A 15,122-nucleotide genomic window follows, 5' to 3' on the forward strand; every position below is an offset into this window, starting at 1 on the left:
TAGCCTATTTTATTAATCTTTTACCCATTCATCAACTAGCGCTTGATTCTTCTTAATCCATTTTCGCGCCGCGTCTTCAGGATCTTTCGTTTTATTTAACTCGACCATTAATGTACCAAGCTGTTCATCGTTCATTTTCCATTTGTCAAAGTATTTTATGATATCCGGATGATCTTTTTCGAAACCTTTACGAACAGAGTAATAAATGTCATCTTTTTCACCATATACTTTCTTAGGGTCTTTTAAATATTTCAAGTCAAATTCCGAAAAGCCCCAATGTGGATTCCAAAGCGTAACAGCGATTGGTTTCTTTTTCGTATATGCTTTCTTTAATTCACTCATCATCGCAGCCTCAGAAGATTGGACAAGTTTTAGTTTAATATCATATTCCTTCATTGCTTTGTTCGTTAAATTCATAAGACTACTACCGGGTTCGATTCCGACAATTTTGTTATCTAGCTCACCTTTATGTGCATTTACATCTTCGATACTGTTAATGTTTTTCATATAAGAAGGGACGACTAGGCCAAGACCAGTACCTTCATACCATTTTGATTTTAAAACAATATCATCTTTATAACGATCGTTTAGCGGTTTATCCGTAACGGGTAGCCACACTTCTAAATTAGCATCAACATCACCGCGAGCGACACCAGTCCAAATTGCGGCTTTTTCTAAATACATAAGTTCAACTTTGTAGCCTTTTTCTTCTAATAAAACTTTCCACATGTTTGCGGTTGCAATATTTTCTTTCCAACTTGTTACACCAAGTTTAATTTTTCCTTTCGAATTTGCATTTGTTGCATTACATGAAGTGAAAATCATAGTAATAAATAATGCAAGGCATATAAACCAAATTTTCTTTCGCATCGAAAACCTCCTAAGTAACGTTTGCCTTATAAAATAAATGTATAAGTAAGCATTCTTATTATGAACGGAAACGAGAATTTTAAAGAAATCTTATGAATGTCATTTTTATGTAATATTTCTTTGTAAAATCGCAACACTATGTGAATAGATGGGTAGAAAAGGAGTAGTGACATGGATAATACAAAGGTGCGTGTTGAAAACGTAACAAAAGTATTCGGGAAACATCCGCAAAGAGCCCTTTCCTTATTAAAAGAAGGAAAAAGTAAATCGGAAATTTTAAAAGAGACAGGAATGAACGTTGGGGTGAAAAAAGCAACGTTTGAAGTTTACTCTGGAGAGATTTTCGTTATTATGGGTTTGTCTGGTAGCGGGAAATCTACGCTAGTTCGTATGTTAAATCAATTGATTAAACCAACTGCAGGTCATATATACATAGATGGTGAAGACATCGCAACGATGGGAAAAGAAGAGTTACGGAGAGTAAGAAGAACGAAAATGAGTATGGTATTTCAGAAATTCGCTCTATTTCCGCATCGTACAGTTATACAAAATGTTGCATATGGTTTAGAAATTCAAGGAGTTCCGGTTGAAGAGCGAGAGAAAAAAGCGTTAGAATCGCTACAGTTAGTAGGACTCGATCATCATAAAGATAATTACCCAAGTCAACTTAGTGGTGGTATGCAGCAGCGCGTTGGAATCGCAAGGGCACTAACGAATAATCCAGATGTATTACTAATGGACGAGTCATTCAGTGCATTAGATCCACTTATTCGAAAAGAAATGCAAGATGAATTGTTAGAGTTACAAGATAAAATGGAAAAAACGATTATATTTATTACGCATGATTTAGATGAAGCGCTTCGAATTGGAGATCGTATCGCATTAATGAAAGATGGAGAAATTGTCCAAATTGGAACACCAGAAGAAATTATGATGAGCCCCGCTAATGAATTTGTAGAAAAGTTTGTTGCGGACGTGAATTTAGGAAAAGTAATTACGGCTGAGTCTATTTTAAAACGACCAGAAACTTTATTAATTGATCGTGGACCTCGTGTAGCCCTTCAAATTATGAGGAATGCAGGTGTCTCAACTGTATATGTTGTAAACAAAAAGTATGAGTTTTTAGGTATATTAACTGCGGATGATGCGAGTAAAGCAGTACAAAAACAGTGGCCGATTGCTGATTTATTACTTAATGATATTCCGCATGTGTATTTGGATACTTTACTGGAAGAGACATATGCAAAAATGGCAGAGATGAAATATCCGTTACCAGTAATCGATGAGAAGAAAAGGCTAAGAGGAATTATTAAACGTGAAAGTGTCATTCAAGCTCTTGCAGGAAACATTGAGGAAGAGGTGAAAGACGATGAATAGTATACCGCGGATTCCATTAGGGGAATGGGTCGACTCATTTGTTGCAAGTTTATATGAGCACCTTGAAGGCTTATTCCGAGGATTCTCTTATATTATCGGCGGATTCGTTGATTTACTCACTAATTTTTTAACAATAATACCGGCCATATTGATGATTATCATCCTTTGTTTCCTCATTTGGTACACAACGAGAAAGGTATCTTTAATTATTTTTACACTGATCGGTTTATTATTTATTTTAAATATTAACTACTGGGCACAGACGATGCAAACATTAGCACTCGTACTTACGTCTGTTATTATTTCAATTATTGTCGGAATTCCAATTGGTATATTAGCATCTCAAAATGAACGTTTCTCAAAATTTTTAAAACCAACATTAGATTTTATGCAAACAATGCCTGCATTCGTATACCTTATTCCAGCGATTACATTTTTCGGAGTAGGTGTAGTACCTGGAATTATTGCATCAGTAATCTTTGCAATGCCACCGACAATTCGTTTTACTGACTTAGGAATTAGACAAGTTCCAGAAGATTTAATTGAAGCAGCGAATGCGTTTGGATCCACGGCATCACAAAAACTATTTAAAGTACAATTACCACTTGCAACCGGAACGATTATGGCTGGTGTGAACCAAAGCATTATGCTTTCGTTATCGATGGTTGTAACAGCATCACTTGTAGGAGCTCCAGGACTTGGAGTTGATGTATATCGCTCTGTAACACAAGTTAATATCGGAATGGGATTTGAAGCTGGATTAGCTATCGTAGTAATCGCAATTATATTAGATCGAATTACACAAGGGTTCCATACGAAAAGAAAATAATGAATAAAAAACACACTTTTATAATACAAAGTGTGTTTTTTATTGCATCCAGATCACATACGAACGATAACAGAACCTCCAGCTGGTGCACAAACTTGGTTTTTTTGTTGTTTCATTGATTTAATTAATTGATTATTTTCCTCGATTAATGAGATTAATTTAGTTAATTGATTTTCAAGACTTGCGATACGCTGCATCATATATTGTGAATCATGATGCAATGTATTCCTTGCGGGATGAGGGGAATAAACATACTGTTGATTTATATTTGGATTCCAATGAGGATACATTTGAATCGTTCCTCCTTCAATAAATTACGAAGCTTTCTTATAGTAAATGCCTATGTATAATTAATAGTTACTTGAAAATTTTCCAATATAAAAGGAGTATGTACAGAAAATGGAAAATATTATATGTGAAGTTACAGTACATTTTTGGGGAATATTTAAGCGAGATAGTGCGTATATTAATACATTCAAGTAAATGTATGTTATTTAGGGAGAAATGATGGGAGGAGATGTAATTTTGGCTAAAAATAAAAAAAGAAATGATGCTTTGGCAATAGGTGTCGGTATAGGGGTTGTAATTGGTGTATTTCAAGGGCACTTTACAAATAATTTAGTAATCGGAATTGTGATTGGGATTATAATTGGGATTGCGTTTTTGAAGAAATAATGAGATGTAAATTCATTTCAAAAATTATTGTATAAAAAGAATGAAAATTCGGAATGCGAAACCTGTTTTTCCTTTTTTTGTGATATTATATATGAAAAGGAAGGTGATGGATATGTCAACAAATAATCAAGTAGAACAAAACTGCTTCATTTGCAAAAAACATAAAGGAAATATTATAGTTCCAGGTGGAGCTATTTACGAAGATGAACTCGTTTATGTTGGACATGTCCATTGGGATAATGAAGAAACATACCTTGGTTATGTCATGATAGATATAAAAAGACATGTACTTGGCCTTGCTGAATTAACGGATGAAGAAGCAAAAGCGTTCGGACTTATAACAAGTAGGGTAAGTAAAGCGTTAAAAGAAAGTGAGGGAGCAGAACATATTTATGCTTTTGTTTCAGGGAATGGTGTACCACATATGCATATGCACATCATACCGCGTTATCCAAATACACCCAAAGAGTTTTGATCACCGACTGAAGTAGCGAAATGGAATGGTGCGCCATATGGTGACGCAGAGAAAATCCAAAAACTATGCGAAAGAATACGAAAGTATATGGTGAGTGAATATGCATATAACAAATAATAGACAATATTCATGGGTTGGAAATACAGAAATGTGCTTAGGAGAAATTTCAGTTAAGCAATATGGTGATATTGTACTTGGTAAATACGGCGGGAATATAAGCGCCGGAGCAAAAAAGAACGAAGATGGCGCGTTAGTTTGGTCAAATGGTGATTGGGAATTTGCAGCTATATTAGATGGACATAATAGTGCGGAAAGTGTTGATTTAGTAGTAAATACAATCGAAAAAGAATATGAAAATATAAAAGTAATTTTGAATGAACCAATTAATACAGTGTTTCAATCTGTTGAAAATCATATACTGACAATTTTTCAGGCATCTTCATTTAAGGAAAAGTGCAAAAAAATTAAAGGTGAAACAGCTTGCTTACTATGTGTAAGGAAAGAAAATTATATATGGTGGCTTTCTATCGGTGATTGTTTAGTGTATGTATTTCATGAAGAGTTACATAAGTTAGGACAATATGCATTAAATCAACGTCATTTTTACGAATGGATTGGAAATGTAAACACATTTGATTTACCTGTTCCTTGCTATTCATCAGGTATTCGTGAATTACGTACTGGAAAGAACCGAATTGTAATGGTGACAGATGGAGTATTAGAATGCGGGGAACGCCGATATGAAATACCTGTAAATTTGTATAATACTATTAACAGAAATGATAAAACACTTAAAGAAAATATTCACAATGTTTTAGAACACGTGCATCATCAGTTGGGACGTGATAGTGCGACTATAATTAGTTGGGACGTTGAAAATAAAGAGAATGTTACGTATCCGAGTGATCAGCCGGAGAAAATGAAAGTAAGAAAATAAAAGGATAGGTTTTTTTGTCAATTAGAAAAATAACTCTATTAATTTTATGAGTACTATCTACATTCATTTTGAAAAAATAGCAAGAAAAAGGTTATACATCCCGAAGAAAAGGATGGGAAATAGATTGTTGTTGTACAATACATAAAACATGTCTTGATAAAACTACTACTAAAGAAGTAAGCATAAAGAAAATGAAGATATTATCGAAACATTAAAAAATTATATAGTCCACTTTGTTACGAAAACATAATTAATTTAATAGGAGGGAATGCAATGGGCAACTCTACTATTTGGATTATAGTTATTAGTATGATAATTGGAGGATATTTTTTAGAAAAGTTTTTAAGGAAAAAATTAAATATGACAAAGGGAAATGTTTGGATATATAAACATGTAAATGGTTTACATGTAAAATTAGAAATAGGTCTTTTTATCATATATCTTATAGTAAGTTTTATTTATCTGTTCAAAGTAGAAAATGCTAATATAGGAATTGCTGCACTTACTTATTTTGGAGCAATTTCCTTATTACGCGTATGGATGGAATGGAAGTATAACAGAGAAACAAAGGAATATATTCTTTCTATAATTGGATTCTTTGCATTTGTTTTTATGGTTTCAATGTTACTTTATTTTGATCCTCTTTCTACATATTAATATCGTTTTGTTTTTTTATGATGAATATTTAAAAAGAGTAGCTACCATTATTTATCTTGATAGTTACTCTTTTTATTTATAACTTCCTAAAGCTCCTCAAAACAAGATATTCCCACAATCTCCAAGGAAGAATCTTCTTCGCAAAGATCATAAATTTCACACCTTTACCGATTGGATATCGTAAATTTGTACGCTTAGATTCAGCAATTTCTACAATTTTATTAGCAACATCTATCGGATTACCAAATGTATCACTACCGCTATTAATATGTTTTTGTATTTTATCCATATACTCTTTGTAAGGAGATGTTGTATCAGATTGGTTTTCAGCTAGTTGTTTCCCAACCTCCCATATGTTTGTGTTATAAGAACCTGGTTCAATTAAAGCAACATCTATTCCGAAAGGTTTTACTTCTAAGCGAAGCGATTCACTCCAGCCTTCTAATGCATATTTTGAAGATACATAAGGAGATAAACCAGGGAATCCAACTTGGCCGCTAATGCTGCTTATATTAATGATTTTTCCACTTCTTTGTTTTCTCATATACGGTAAGACAAGCTGGGTAATTGATATAGCTCCAAATAGGTTCGTTTCAAATTGTTTACGGTATTCCTCTACTGGAATTTCTTCTACAAAGCCGCCATTTGCATATCCTGCATTATTAACAAGTAGGTCTACTTTTTGTATTTCTTTTAAAAATAATTGGAAGTTATGTATAGAGTTTTGATCGGTTACATCTAATTGTTGAATTTTTATGTTTTGTTGTAAGTTGAGTTGAGTAGCTTGAGATAGTAAGTTCACTTGTTTTTCAAGGTTCCGCATTGTAGCGATAACTAAATAATCTTTTTTTGCGAGTTCGAGTGTAGTTAATAGTCCAAATCCACTTGAGGCTCCTGTAATTATTGCGATTTTTTTATTCATTTTCCGCCAGCTTTCTTTTTCTTTTATCATAACGAGTTATGATAAGAAAATCTATTATTCTTACATTCAGTATGAAATCAATTTGTATGTAAAAAAGGGGATTATAGGGAATGAGCGTATATAGAGTAGTGTATATTAATATGATAATGAAATGAGGGAAGAAAAATGGTCCATGTGAAGGATGTATTAGCAGATCAATTGTTGGCGAATGCAAACGATCCTAGTTGGTATATCCCATTTTCAGATGCAGTGAAAGATCTATCTGAGAGGGAAGCTTTCTGGAAACCGAATGAAGAGAGTAACAGTATAGCTGAAATTGTACAACATTTATTGTATTGGAATTCTACGTGGCAAACTAGATATAAAGAATCGAATGTGAATGCTGTGCCCGCTATTGGTGATAATAACAAAAGTTTTATGCTTTCAAATAATCAAACTTTCGATGAATTACGGGAAAAACTACTAGAAAAACTGTTACAATGGCAAAATCTTATAAATGAAGAAAAGGTTGAAAGTGATGTAGTAGGACTTCCTGTTTCTGCAAAGTGGTGGGAAGTGTTAGCGAATGTAACAACTCATAATGCATATCATATTGGGCAAATTATTTACATCCGAAAATTACAGCAGAGCTTTGATAATGAATAAGATAATAGTTCTCAAATTAGGTGAACAAAAGTGGACAAAACGAGACAAATGTCTCATTTTGTCCACTTTTTTATTATGAAAGAAAAGAGAAAACCTATTAAAGCAAGGATTAGAATTTGGCACGGTACTTGCAATATAAAAGACGAACAAGAAAATAGGAGGGCTGGACATGTTAAAAACAACTGAAAGTAAAGGGAATGAAATTACGAAAGAACAAGCTCGTTGGATGTACGAAAAAATGTTAGAGATTCGTAAGTTTGAAGATAAGGTGCATGAATTGTTCGCGCAAGGCGTTTTGCCAGGTTTCGTTCATTTATACGCAGGTGAAGAAGCGGTAGCAGTTGGTGTATGTGCCCACTTAACGGATAGTGACAGTATTACAAGTACACATAGAGGTCATGGACATTGTATCGCAAAAGGTTGTGATTTAAATGGTATGATGGCTGAACTTTTCGGGAAAGCGACAGGATTATGTAAAGGTAAAGGCGGTTCCATGCATATTGCGGATTTAGATAAAGGAATGCTTGGTGCTAACGGCATTGTAGGCGGGGGTTTCCCACTTGCTTGCGGTTCAGCATTGACAGCTAAATATAAAGGAACGAAAGATGTAAGTGTTTGCTTCTTCGGTGACGGAGCAAATAATGAAGGAACATTCCATGAAGGGGTTAATTTAGCGGCGATTTGGAAGTTACCAGTTATTTTTATTGCAGAAAATAACGGTTACGGTGAAGCAACTACCTTTGAATATGCTTCAAGTTGTGATTCTATTGCGGATCGTGCAAAAGCTTATAATATTCCAGGCGTTCAAGTAGATGGAAAAGATCTTCTAGCTGTATATAAAGCTGCTGCAGAAGCAGTGGAACGTGCGCGTAATGGTGATGGTCCAACAATTATTGAATGTATGACATATCGTAATTACGGTCATTTTGAAGGTGAAGCGCAAACATATAAAACATCAGAAGAAAAAGAAGAACATTTAAATGAAAAAGATGCGATTGTGAATTTCCGTAAGCATTTAATTCATGAGGGTTTATTAACGGAATCTGAACTTGTTGATATGGAAAAAGCAGTAGATGATGCAGTACAAAGATCCATTGAATTTAGTGAAAATAGTCCATACCCAGACGATGAAGAATTATTAAAAGATGTATACGTTTCTTACAAATAAGAGGAGGGTGAAAAAATATGACTAGAACAGTAAGTATGTCAACTGCAATTAATGAAGCAATGAAAATCTCAATGCGTCGTGATGAAAATGTAATTTTAATAGGTGAAGACGTTGCAGGCGGTGCACAAGTTGATCATCTGCAAGATGATGAAGCTTGGGGTGGTGTTCTTGGTGTTACAAAAGGGCTAGTACAAGAATTTGGCCGGAATCGTATTTTAGATACACCAATTTCTGAAGCAGGTTATATGGGAGCTGCGATGGCAGCTGCTGCAACTGGGTTACGTCCGATAGCTGAGTTAATGTTTAATGATTTTATCGGTAGTTGTCTTGACCAAGTATTAAACCAAGGTGCGAAATTCCGTTATATGTTTGGAGGTAAAGCAAAAGTACCCGTTACAGTACGTACGATGCATGGCGCTGGTTTTAGTGCAGCAGCTCAGCATTCACAAAGTTTGTACGCATTATTTACGAGCATACCAGGTATTAAAGTTGTTGTTCCTTCCACGCCGTATGATGCAAAAGGCTTATTATTAGCAGCAATTGAAGATGATGATCCAGTAATCTTCTTTGAGGATAAAACACTTTACAATATGAAAGGTGAAGTGCCAGAAGGATACTATACAATTCCATTAGGAAAAGCAGATATTAAACGGGAAGGTTCTGATGTAACAATTGTCGCAATCGGAAAGCAAGTTCATACAGCGCTTGCAGCTGCAAAGCAATTATCGAAAAAGGGGCTTGAAGTAGAAGTAATCGATCCACGATCTTTATCACCGCTTGATGAAGATACGATTTTATCATCTGTTGAAAAAACAAATCGTCTTATCGTTATTGACGAAGCGAATCCAAGATGTAGTATCGCAACAGATATTGCGGCAATTGTAGCGGATAAAGGTTTTGATTTGTTAGATGCACCCATTAAACGAATTACAGCACCACATACGCCGGTTCCGTTTTCACCACCACTTGAAAAATTGTATTTGCCAACGCCAGAAAAAGTAATTGAAACTGTATCAGAAATGATTGGAGACCAATCTTTATTACATGTGTAATAAAACGATGTGAAGGGAGAGAGAAACATGGCTGTAGAAGTTGTAATGCCGAAGTTAGGTATGGCGATGAAAGAAGGTATTATTACGAGCTGGAATATTAAAGCAGGCGATAATGTAGCAAAAGGAGAACTGATTGCTAGTATTAATTCAGAAAAAATTGAAACGGAAATTGAAGCGCCAGTTGATGGTACGGTACTTGATATAGCTGTAAGTGAAGATGAAGGAGTGCCGCCTGGTACTGTAATTTGCTACATCGGTAAACCGAATGAAAAAGTAGAAATGCAGGAAAGCACACATGTTGTAGAAGAAAAAACATCTAATATAGAAGTACAAAATGTACAAAATCAAGAACCAAATGGGAAAGAAGTATCGAAGCAAAGAATTAAAATTTCACCTGTAGCGAAAAAAATTGCAAAGTCTGAAAATCTGGATATCAAGGCATTAGTTGGTACAGGTCCTGGCAGAAGGATTACAAAGGCAGATGTATTAAAAACACTTGAGGTAAGAGGAATCGTCCCGGAAATATCTGAAAAAGAAGAAAGTAAAGCCATTCCTGTTACTGGTATGCGTAAAGCAATCGCAAATCGTATGCACGCAAGCTTACAAAATAGCGCACAATTAACGTTAACGATGAAAGTAGATGTAACAGATTTAGCTGCTTTACATAAAGAAATAGCGGAAGTTGTACAAAAAAGATACGATAATAAATTAACCATTACGGATTTCGTCTCGCGTGCTGTTGTATTAGCACTTGGAGAGCATAAAGAAATGAACAGCGCTTATATAGATGATGCAATTCATCAATTTGAACATGTGAATTTAGGCATAGCAGTCGCATTAGAAAAAGGATTAGTCGTTCCAGCTATTCGCTTTGCAAATAATTTATCTTTAGTAGAGTTGTCTAAAGAGATTAAGGATATGGCACAAAAGGCGCGAGCAGGTAGCTTAAGTAGTGATGATATGCACGGAACGACATTTACAATTAGTAATTTAGGTAGCTTTGGTATTGAATATTTCACACCTGTATTAAATACACCTGAGACTGGTATTTTAGGTATTGGCGCAATTGAACATGTTCCTGTATATAAAGGGAAAAAATTAAAAAAAGGTAGTATGTTACCTTTAAGTTTAACATTCGATCATCGTGTACTAGACGGTGCACCAGCAGCTGCATTTTTACGCACAATTAAATATTATTTAGAAGAACCTATAACAATTCTTTTATAAAGAGAAGGTGAGAGAATGAGTAAATTAGTTGTAATTGGAGGCGGACCAGCTGGATATGTAGCGGCAATTACCGCGGCTCAAAATGGAAAAGAGGTCACTCTTATTGATGAAGCTGACCTTGGCGGAACGTGTTTGAATGTTGGGTGTATGCCGACGAAATCATTGTTAGAAAGTGCAGAAGTGCATGACATTGTGAGAAAAGCGAATGATTATGGGGTTACGCTTAATACAGGAAGTATATCAATTGATTGGGATCAAATACAGGCAAGGAAATCACAAATCGTAATGCAACTCGTCCAAGGAATACAATATTTAATGAAGAAAAATAAAATTAAAGTTGTAAAAGGAAAAGCGAAATTCGAAACGGATCATCGTGTGCGAGTTACATACGGTGATAAAGAAGATGTAGTAGATGGAGAACAGTTCATTATAGCGGCAGGTTCAGAACCGACTGAATTACCCTTTGCTCCATTTGATGGAAAGTGGGTTTTAAATAGTAGCCATGCAATGTCCATAGATCATATACCGAAATCATTATTAATCGTTGGCGGTGGTGTAATAGGGTGCGAGTTTGCAAGTATTTATAGTCGTCTTGGAACAAAAGTTACAATTATTGAAATGGCACCACAATTATTACCTGGTGAAGATGAAGATATCGCACATATTTTAAGAGGAAAACTAGAAACTGATGGCGTAAAAATATGTACAGGGGCAGCTTTAAAAGGATTAAATAGTTATAAGAAGCAGGCATTATTTGAATATGAAGGAAGTATCCAAGAAGTTAATCCAGAATTTGTTCTCGTTTCAGTCGGCCGAAAACCACGTATACAACAATTAGATTTAGAAAAAGCAGGCATTCAATATTCAAATAAATGAATTTCTGTAAATGAACATATGCAAACCAATGTATCACATATTTACGCAGCTGGTGATGTAATTGGTGGCATCCAGCTTGCTCACGTTGCCTTCCATGAAGGAACGACGGCAGCATTACACGCGAGCGGAGAAGATGTAAAAGTTAACTATCATGCTGTACCTCGTTGTATGTATACCGCTCCAGAAATTGCTAGCGTTGGTCTAACAGAAAAAGATGCAAAAGAGCAGTACGGTGACATACAAATTGGAGAATTTCCTTTTACAGCGAACGGAAAAGCGCTTATTATTGGAGAACAAACGGGGAAAGTAAAAGTTATTGTGGAACCTAAATATCAAGAAATTGTTGGGATTTCTATTATCGGTCCACGTGCAACCGAACTAATTGGTCAAGGAACTGTAATGATTCATACGGAAGTTACTGCCGATATTATGAGAGATTATATTGCAGCGCATCCGACTTTATCTGAAGCGATTCATGAAGCGCTATCGCAAGCAGTAGGGCATGCTGTACATGCTTAAATGGAATTATAATAAACCACTATTCTCTAAATGAATAAGAGAATAGTGGTTTGAATTTTTACGGAAGAAATTGAATATCCTATTATTTTTTTACGTCAATAGCTGAAGTTTTATCGTTCCATTCAGGAGCTAAATTAGCAGTTTTACCATACCAATCAGCGTGTTTAAATACAACACCTTTTCCATATCCTTGTGTAGAAGTATGCTCCCAAAGTGTCGTTGAATAACTTGCAGAAGGTGAAGCCGTACTTACAGAAGAAATTCTGTCGTTCCAGCTAGAAGGTAAGTTTTTAAAGCCACTGCTCCAGTAAATGTATTGTCCACCTTTATTTATATGTTCATAAAAATCAGTACTACCAGCGCCGCTACCTAAAGGATTAATTTTATTTTTAAGTGCTTTTTTATCCTTTTCAATATAAGCATCCAATGTTTCTCTACTAGTAAAACCGTAAGCTAACCAATCTCCATTTTCATTTTGCTCTGGTAATACCATAGTAATTTGGATGTCTTTTTTATCTTGATCACTTAATTTTGTAAGTGAATTAACGTTCTGTTCATCCACTTTTAAATAATCAAAAGACTTAATTGTGTTACTTTTTTCTTCAGCACTTGCTACTCCTAGTCCTCCAGTTAATGCAAATCCCGCTACTAATGTACCTGCTACTAATTTCTTCAACATATAACCATCCCTTTTTGTTTGGATTTTTGTACAGGTGAATCTTGTACAGCTAAAATGTATTATAATTTTATACTTTTGTAAATATTCTGAAGTTTTAGAAATAATAGGCGGAATATTTACAGTTTTACATTTTTTCTTTAGAAAAAATAGTTATTGGAATGATATAATAAGTGGATATATTGTTTTTACTGGATGTAAAGATGTTTTAGGAGAGGTGTCATTGAAATATTTTACAAGAGATTGGTATAAAAAAATAAATTTTTAGAATTTTTAAGTTTTATAGAGTCTATAAAAGAATGGTCGGAAATGGATATACAAAGTTTAAAGGAAGAAATAGAGGAAAGGAAAATAGATTTATTAAAATTCCTTCCTGAATCGATATACTCAATTATACAAAACATCACAATTAATTCAGAGTGCCCATCAGGTGAATTGAAAAAACGTATGCGAGAGTGGTCAACAGATTATGAGAAAAGAGTGGAATAATTAGATCAATCATACGTAGAATATTTTAATTCCATTGAGAAAAAACTTCCGTCAAATGTTGCTCAGTTACACAAGACATCACTACAAGATAGTGTAATTAAAGTAGTAAAGAGAAAGTCAGAAGATATTTTGTCTATCATATTAGATTGCATTGGTACTTTTAGTGAATTTGATAAACTTGAAATAACTTTTATCCCGCATTAACGGGCAGTAAGACACCCACCTCAAAATGCAGCGAAAGCAAAGAAGTTAGGTGGGAATTAACTGCCCGTAAAAGCCCGATTGGTTAGAGCTAATAATCAGTGGGAGATGAACAAAACCCCCACTGATTAAAGTTTCACTTTATAGGAGTAACAAAGTGTTCTATGCCGGAAAACTTTGAAAATGCTTGGTGGTTATATCATGAAATAGCTCTTACTGAAGATGGTTTTGAACTAGGTGTTTTATTTGACTCTCCATTTAGAGAAGTGACGATTTGCGCGGCAGATGTATTACTTGTGAAGAAATAATGTTGTATGGAGTATTACAAACGTTTGACATAATAAAAAAATAAAGTTATTGTAGATACATGAAGTCTACAATAGGAGCTGTATTATGAAATATTCTAAAGCTACAAATTATGCTCTTCATACAATGCTTTTTCTGGCAAAGGCTACACCAAATAAGTTAGTTAGTGTTCACCAATTAGCAGAAATGCAAAATGTTTCACCAACGTACTTGTCTAAAATACTAACTAAGTTGACGAAGGAAGGGATGATACATTCATCATCTGGTCCAAAGGGCGGTTACTCGCTTAGTAAGAATTGGGAAGATATTTCATTTTTAGATATTATACATGCAATTGAAGGTAAAACATCATTGTTTGAATGTTGTTTACATGACAAACCTGGATGTTTAATTAATGAAGTAATGCTTGCAGCAGAAGAGAAAATGGAAGAAGAGTTACGAAATCAAAAAATCGTAGATCTTGCGAAAAAAATAAAAGTGGATTTTTAATCTGCTTTTATTTTTAAATTAATTAAGGATAAAAAGACTCTTTGATATCTTTAATTGTAGTTAGAAAATGATATGAAGAAGGAGAGAAGATGATGACTAAATTTTGGAATGATCGATATAAATCAGATGAATATTTTTACGGGGAAGAACCTAATACATTTATTAAAGAACAAGCATTTCGTTTAGCAAATCACAATAAAGTAATAGCTTTCGCGGAGGGAGAAGGTAGAAATGCTGTATTTCTAGCAAGACAAGGGAACGAAGTAACAGCTATTGATTATTCGGAAGATGGATTAGAGAAGACAAAAAAATTGGCAGAGAAGCATAACGTAAACGTGCATACAAAAAAAGTAGATTTATTAGCTGATAGTTTGCCAGAAAATGAATATGATGCAGCAATTATGGTATTTGGACATTTTCATGATGATTATAAAAAAATGATATTAGGTAAAATGATACAAACGATAAAGCCTGGTGGTTTAATTATGTTTGAAGTTTACTCAAAAAAACAAATAAACTATGGTACTGGTGGACCAAAAGATGTTGATATGCTGTATGATCCAATTGATATCCTTACTTGGTGTGAAGAACATAAGGTAATTCATTTCTTTAATGGCGAACAAGAGCGAATTGAAGGGAAAGGGCACACTGGTTTAGCTGATGTTATTCAAGTTGTTATTAGAAAATTATTATAAGTGTTAATGAAAGTTAAATGTATGAATGTAAAAGACC

At 34.4% G+C, this 15,122-nt stretch carries 15 protein-coding genes and 4 pseudogenes; 15 read left to right on the top strand and 4 right to left on the bottom strand.

Annotated elements, in window-relative coordinates; genetic code table 11:
• Window positions 1–12 precede the first annotated feature (12 nt).
• Window positions 13–870 (bottom strand): glycine betaine ABC transporter substrate-binding protein, encoded by an 858-nt coding sequence (locus tag CGQ22_RS12505; protein WP_089148763.1) that lies wholly within the window; start codon window positions 868–870, stop codon window positions 13–15.
• Between the two features lie 171 nt (window positions 871–1,041).
• Here CGQ22_RS12505 and CGQ22_RS12510 point away from each other — a divergent pair, with 171 nt between their 5' ends.
• Both CGQ22_RS12510 and CGQ22_RS12515 read left to right on the top strand, forming a co-directional pair.
• Window positions 1,042–2,247, top strand: coding sequence for a quaternary amine ABC transporter ATP-binding protein (locus tag CGQ22_RS12510; RefSeq protein WP_000370606.1), 1,206 nt, complete (start codon window positions 1,042–1,044; stop codon window positions 2,245–2,247).
• Entirely contained in the window at window positions 2,240–3,076 is an 837-nt protein-coding gene (locus CGQ22_RS12515; RefSeq protein WP_001084769.1) for an ABC transporter permease, read from the top strand. The genes CGQ22_RS12510 and CGQ22_RS12515 overlap by 8 nt, the downstream gene beginning before the upstream one ends.
• 53 nt (window positions 3,077–3,129) lie before the next feature.
• Here the strand turns inward: CGQ22_RS12515 and CGQ22_RS31415 are convergent, their stop codons facing one another.
• The gene (locus CGQ22_RS31415) at window positions 3,130–3,366 is read right to left on the bottom strand and encodes a hypothetical protein (RefSeq protein ID WP_139032765.1); all 237 of its coding nucleotides are present in this window, start codon (window positions 3,364–3,366) and stop codon (window positions 3,130–3,132) included.
• A gap of 217 nt (window positions 3,367–3,583) precedes the next feature.
• Here CGQ22_RS31415 and CGQ22_RS12525 point away from each other — a divergent pair, with 217 nt between their 5' ends.
• From CGQ22_RS12525 to CGQ22_RS12540, 4 genes and pseudogenes are all read left to right on the top strand, one after another.
• Window positions 3,584–3,751, top strand: coding sequence for a glycine zipper domain-containing protein (locus CGQ22_RS12525; RefSeq protein ID WP_000508470.1), 168 nt, complete (start codon window positions 3,584–3,586; stop codon window positions 3,749–3,751).
• 106 nt (window positions 3,752–3,857) lie between these two features.
• Window positions 3,858–4,343 (top strand): annotated as a pseudogene (locus CGQ22_RS12530) (HIT family protein).
• On the top strand, window positions 4,327–5,163 hold the full coding sequence (locus CGQ22_RS12535; protein WP_000548333.1) for a PP2C family serine/threonine-protein phosphatase: 837 nt from the start codon (window positions 4,327–4,329) through the stop codon (window positions 5,161–5,163). Before CGQ22_RS12530 ends, CGQ22_RS12535 begins: the two are co-directional and overlap by 17 nt.
• 273 nt (window positions 5,164–5,436) lie before the next feature.
• Window positions 5,437–5,820, top strand: coding sequence for a DUF4181 domain-containing protein (locus CGQ22_RS12540; protein WP_000528451.1), 384 nt, complete (start codon window positions 5,437–5,439; stop codon window positions 5,818–5,820).
• A 76-nt stretch (window positions 5,821–5,896) separates the two neighbouring features.
• On the opposite strand, the gene CGQ22_RS12545 is transcribed toward CGQ22_RS12540, so the two are convergent.
• Complete coding sequence (locus CGQ22_RS12545) at window positions 5,897–6,742, bottom strand: oxidoreductase (protein ID WP_046945016.1); 846 nt, start codon at window positions 6,740–6,742, stop codon at window positions 5,897–5,899.
• A 165-nt stretch (window positions 6,743–6,907) separates the two neighbouring features.
• On the opposite strand from CGQ22_RS12545, the gene CGQ22_RS12550 reads away from it, so the two are divergent.
• From CGQ22_RS12550 to lpdA, 5 genes and pseudogenes are all read left to right on the top strand, one after another.
• On the top strand, window positions 6,908–7,387 hold the full coding sequence (locus tag CGQ22_RS12550; protein ID WP_000233784.1) for a DinB family protein: 480 nt from the start codon (window positions 6,908–6,910) through the stop codon (window positions 7,385–7,387).
• Between the two features lie 169 nt (window positions 7,388–7,556).
• Window positions 7,557–8,555, top strand: coding sequence for an acetoin:2,6-dichlorophenolindophenol oxidoreductase subunit alpha (acoA, locus tag CGQ22_RS12555; protein WP_000921275.1), 999 nt, complete (start codon window positions 7,557–7,559; stop codon window positions 8,553–8,555).
• A gap of 17 nt (window positions 8,556–8,572) precedes the next feature.
• Window positions 8,573–9,607 (top strand): acetoin:2,6-dichlorophenolindophenol oxidoreductase subunit beta, encoded by a 1,035-nt coding sequence (gene acoB / locus CGQ22_RS12560; RefSeq protein ID WP_000198898.1) that lies wholly within the window; start codon window positions 8,573–8,575, stop codon window positions 9,605–9,607.
• A gap of 27 nt (window positions 9,608–9,634) precedes the next feature.
• Window positions 9,635–10,834, top strand: coding sequence for a dihydrolipoamide acetyltransferase family protein (locus CGQ22_RS12565; protein ID WP_089148764.1), 1,200 nt, complete (start codon window positions 9,635–9,637; stop codon window positions 10,832–10,834).
• A gap of 15 nt (window positions 10,835–10,849) precedes the next feature.
• Window positions 10,850–12,229, top strand: a pseudogene (gene lpdA, locus CGQ22_RS12570) (dihydrolipoyl dehydrogenase).
• Window positions 12,230–12,311: 82 nt separating this feature from the next.
• Here lpdA and CGQ22_RS12575 read toward each other — a convergent pair.
• Entirely contained in the window at window positions 12,312–12,908 is a 597-nt protein-coding gene (locus CGQ22_RS12575) for a hypothetical protein (protein ID WP_000914454.1), read from the bottom strand.
• A 220-nt stretch (window positions 12,909–13,128) separates the two neighbouring features.
• Between CGQ22_RS12575 and CGQ22_RS31420 the strand changes: the two are divergent.
• From CGQ22_RS31420 to CGQ22_RS12595, 4 genes and pseudogenes are all read left to right on the top strand, one after another.
• A pseudogene (locus CGQ22_RS31420) lies at window positions 13,129–13,583 on the top strand (DUF4085 family protein); the annotation flags it as partial.
• 152 nt (window positions 13,584–13,735) lie between these two features.
• Window positions 13,736–13,903 (top strand): annotated as a pseudogene (locus CGQ22_RS12585) (DUF4085 family protein); the annotation flags it as partial.
• Between the two features lie 85 nt (window positions 13,904–13,988).
• Window positions 13,989–14,390: an Rrf2 family transcriptional regulator gene (locus CGQ22_RS12590; RefSeq protein WP_000877650.1), complete on the top strand. Its 402-nt coding sequence runs from the start codon at window positions 13,989–13,991 to the stop codon at window positions 14,388–14,390.
• 89 nt (window positions 14,391–14,479) lie between these two features.
• Window positions 14,480–15,085, top strand: coding sequence for a class I SAM-dependent methyltransferase (locus CGQ22_RS12595; protein ID WP_049108040.1), 606 nt, complete (start codon window positions 14,480–14,482; stop codon window positions 15,083–15,085).
• The last annotated feature ends 37 nt before the right edge of the window (window positions 15,086–15,122 follow it).

It is taken from the genome of Bacillus sp. M13(2017), from assembly GCF_002218325.1.
Classification (GTDB): domain Bacteria; phylum Bacillota; class Bacilli; order Bacillales; family Bacillaceae_G; genus Bacillus_A; species Bacillus_A thuringiensis_K.

Coding starts and splice junctions, on each gene's coding strand:
- CGQ22_RS12540 (WP_000528451.1), top strand. CDS start 5,437: ATGGGCAACTCTACTATTTGGATTATAGTTATTAGTATGATAATTGGA.
- CGQ22_RS12535 (WP_000548333.1), top strand. CDS start 4,327: ATGCATATAACAAATAATAGACAATATTCATGGGTTGGAAATACAGAA.
- CGQ22_RS12510 (WP_000370606.1), top strand. CDS start 1,042: ATGGATAATACAAAGGTGCGTGTTGAAAACGTAACAAAAGTATTCGGG.
- CGQ22_RS12525 (WP_000508470.1), top strand. CDS start 3,584: ATGGGAGGAGATGTAATTTTGGCTAAAAATAAAAAAAGAAATGATGCT.
- CGQ22_RS12550 (WP_000233784.1), top strand. CDS start 6,908: ATGGTCCATGTGAAGGATGTATTAGCAGATCAATTGTTGGCGAATGCA.
- CGQ22_RS12515 (WP_001084769.1), top strand. CDS start 2,240: ATGAATAGTATACCGCGGATTCCATTAGGGGAATGGGTCGACTCATTT.
- CGQ22_RS12545 (WP_046945016.1), bottom strand. CDS start 6,742: ATGAATAAAAAAATCGCAATAATTACAGGAGCCTCAAGTGGATTTGGA.
- CGQ22_RS12575 (WP_000914454.1), bottom strand. CDS start 12,908: ATGTTGAAGAAATTAGTAGCAGGTACATTAGTAGCGGGATTTGCATTA.
- CGQ22_RS12505 (WP_089148763.1), bottom strand. CDS start 870: ATGCGAAAGAAAATTTGGTTTATATGCCTTGCATTATTTATTACTATG.
- acoA (WP_000921275.1), top strand. CDS start 7,557: ATGTTAAAAACAACTGAAAGTAAAGGGAATGAAATTACGAAAGAACAA.
- CGQ22_RS12565 (WP_089148764.1), top strand. CDS start 9,635: ATGGCTGTAGAAGTTGTAATGCCGAAGTTAGGTATGGCGATGAAAGAA.
- CGQ22_RS31415 (WP_139032765.1), bottom strand. CDS start 3,366: ATGTATCCTCATTGGAATCCAAATATAAATCAACAGTATGTTTATTCC.
- acoB (WP_000198898.1), top strand. CDS start 8,573: ATGACTAGAACAGTAAGTATGTCAACTGCAATTAATGAAGCAATGAAA.
- CGQ22_RS12595 (WP_049108040.1), top strand. CDS start 14,480: ATGATGACTAAATTTTGGAATGATCGATATAAATCAGATGAATATTTT.
- CGQ22_RS12590 (WP_000877650.1), top strand. CDS start 13,989: ATGAAATATTCTAAAGCTACAAATTATGCTCTTCATACAATGCTTTTT.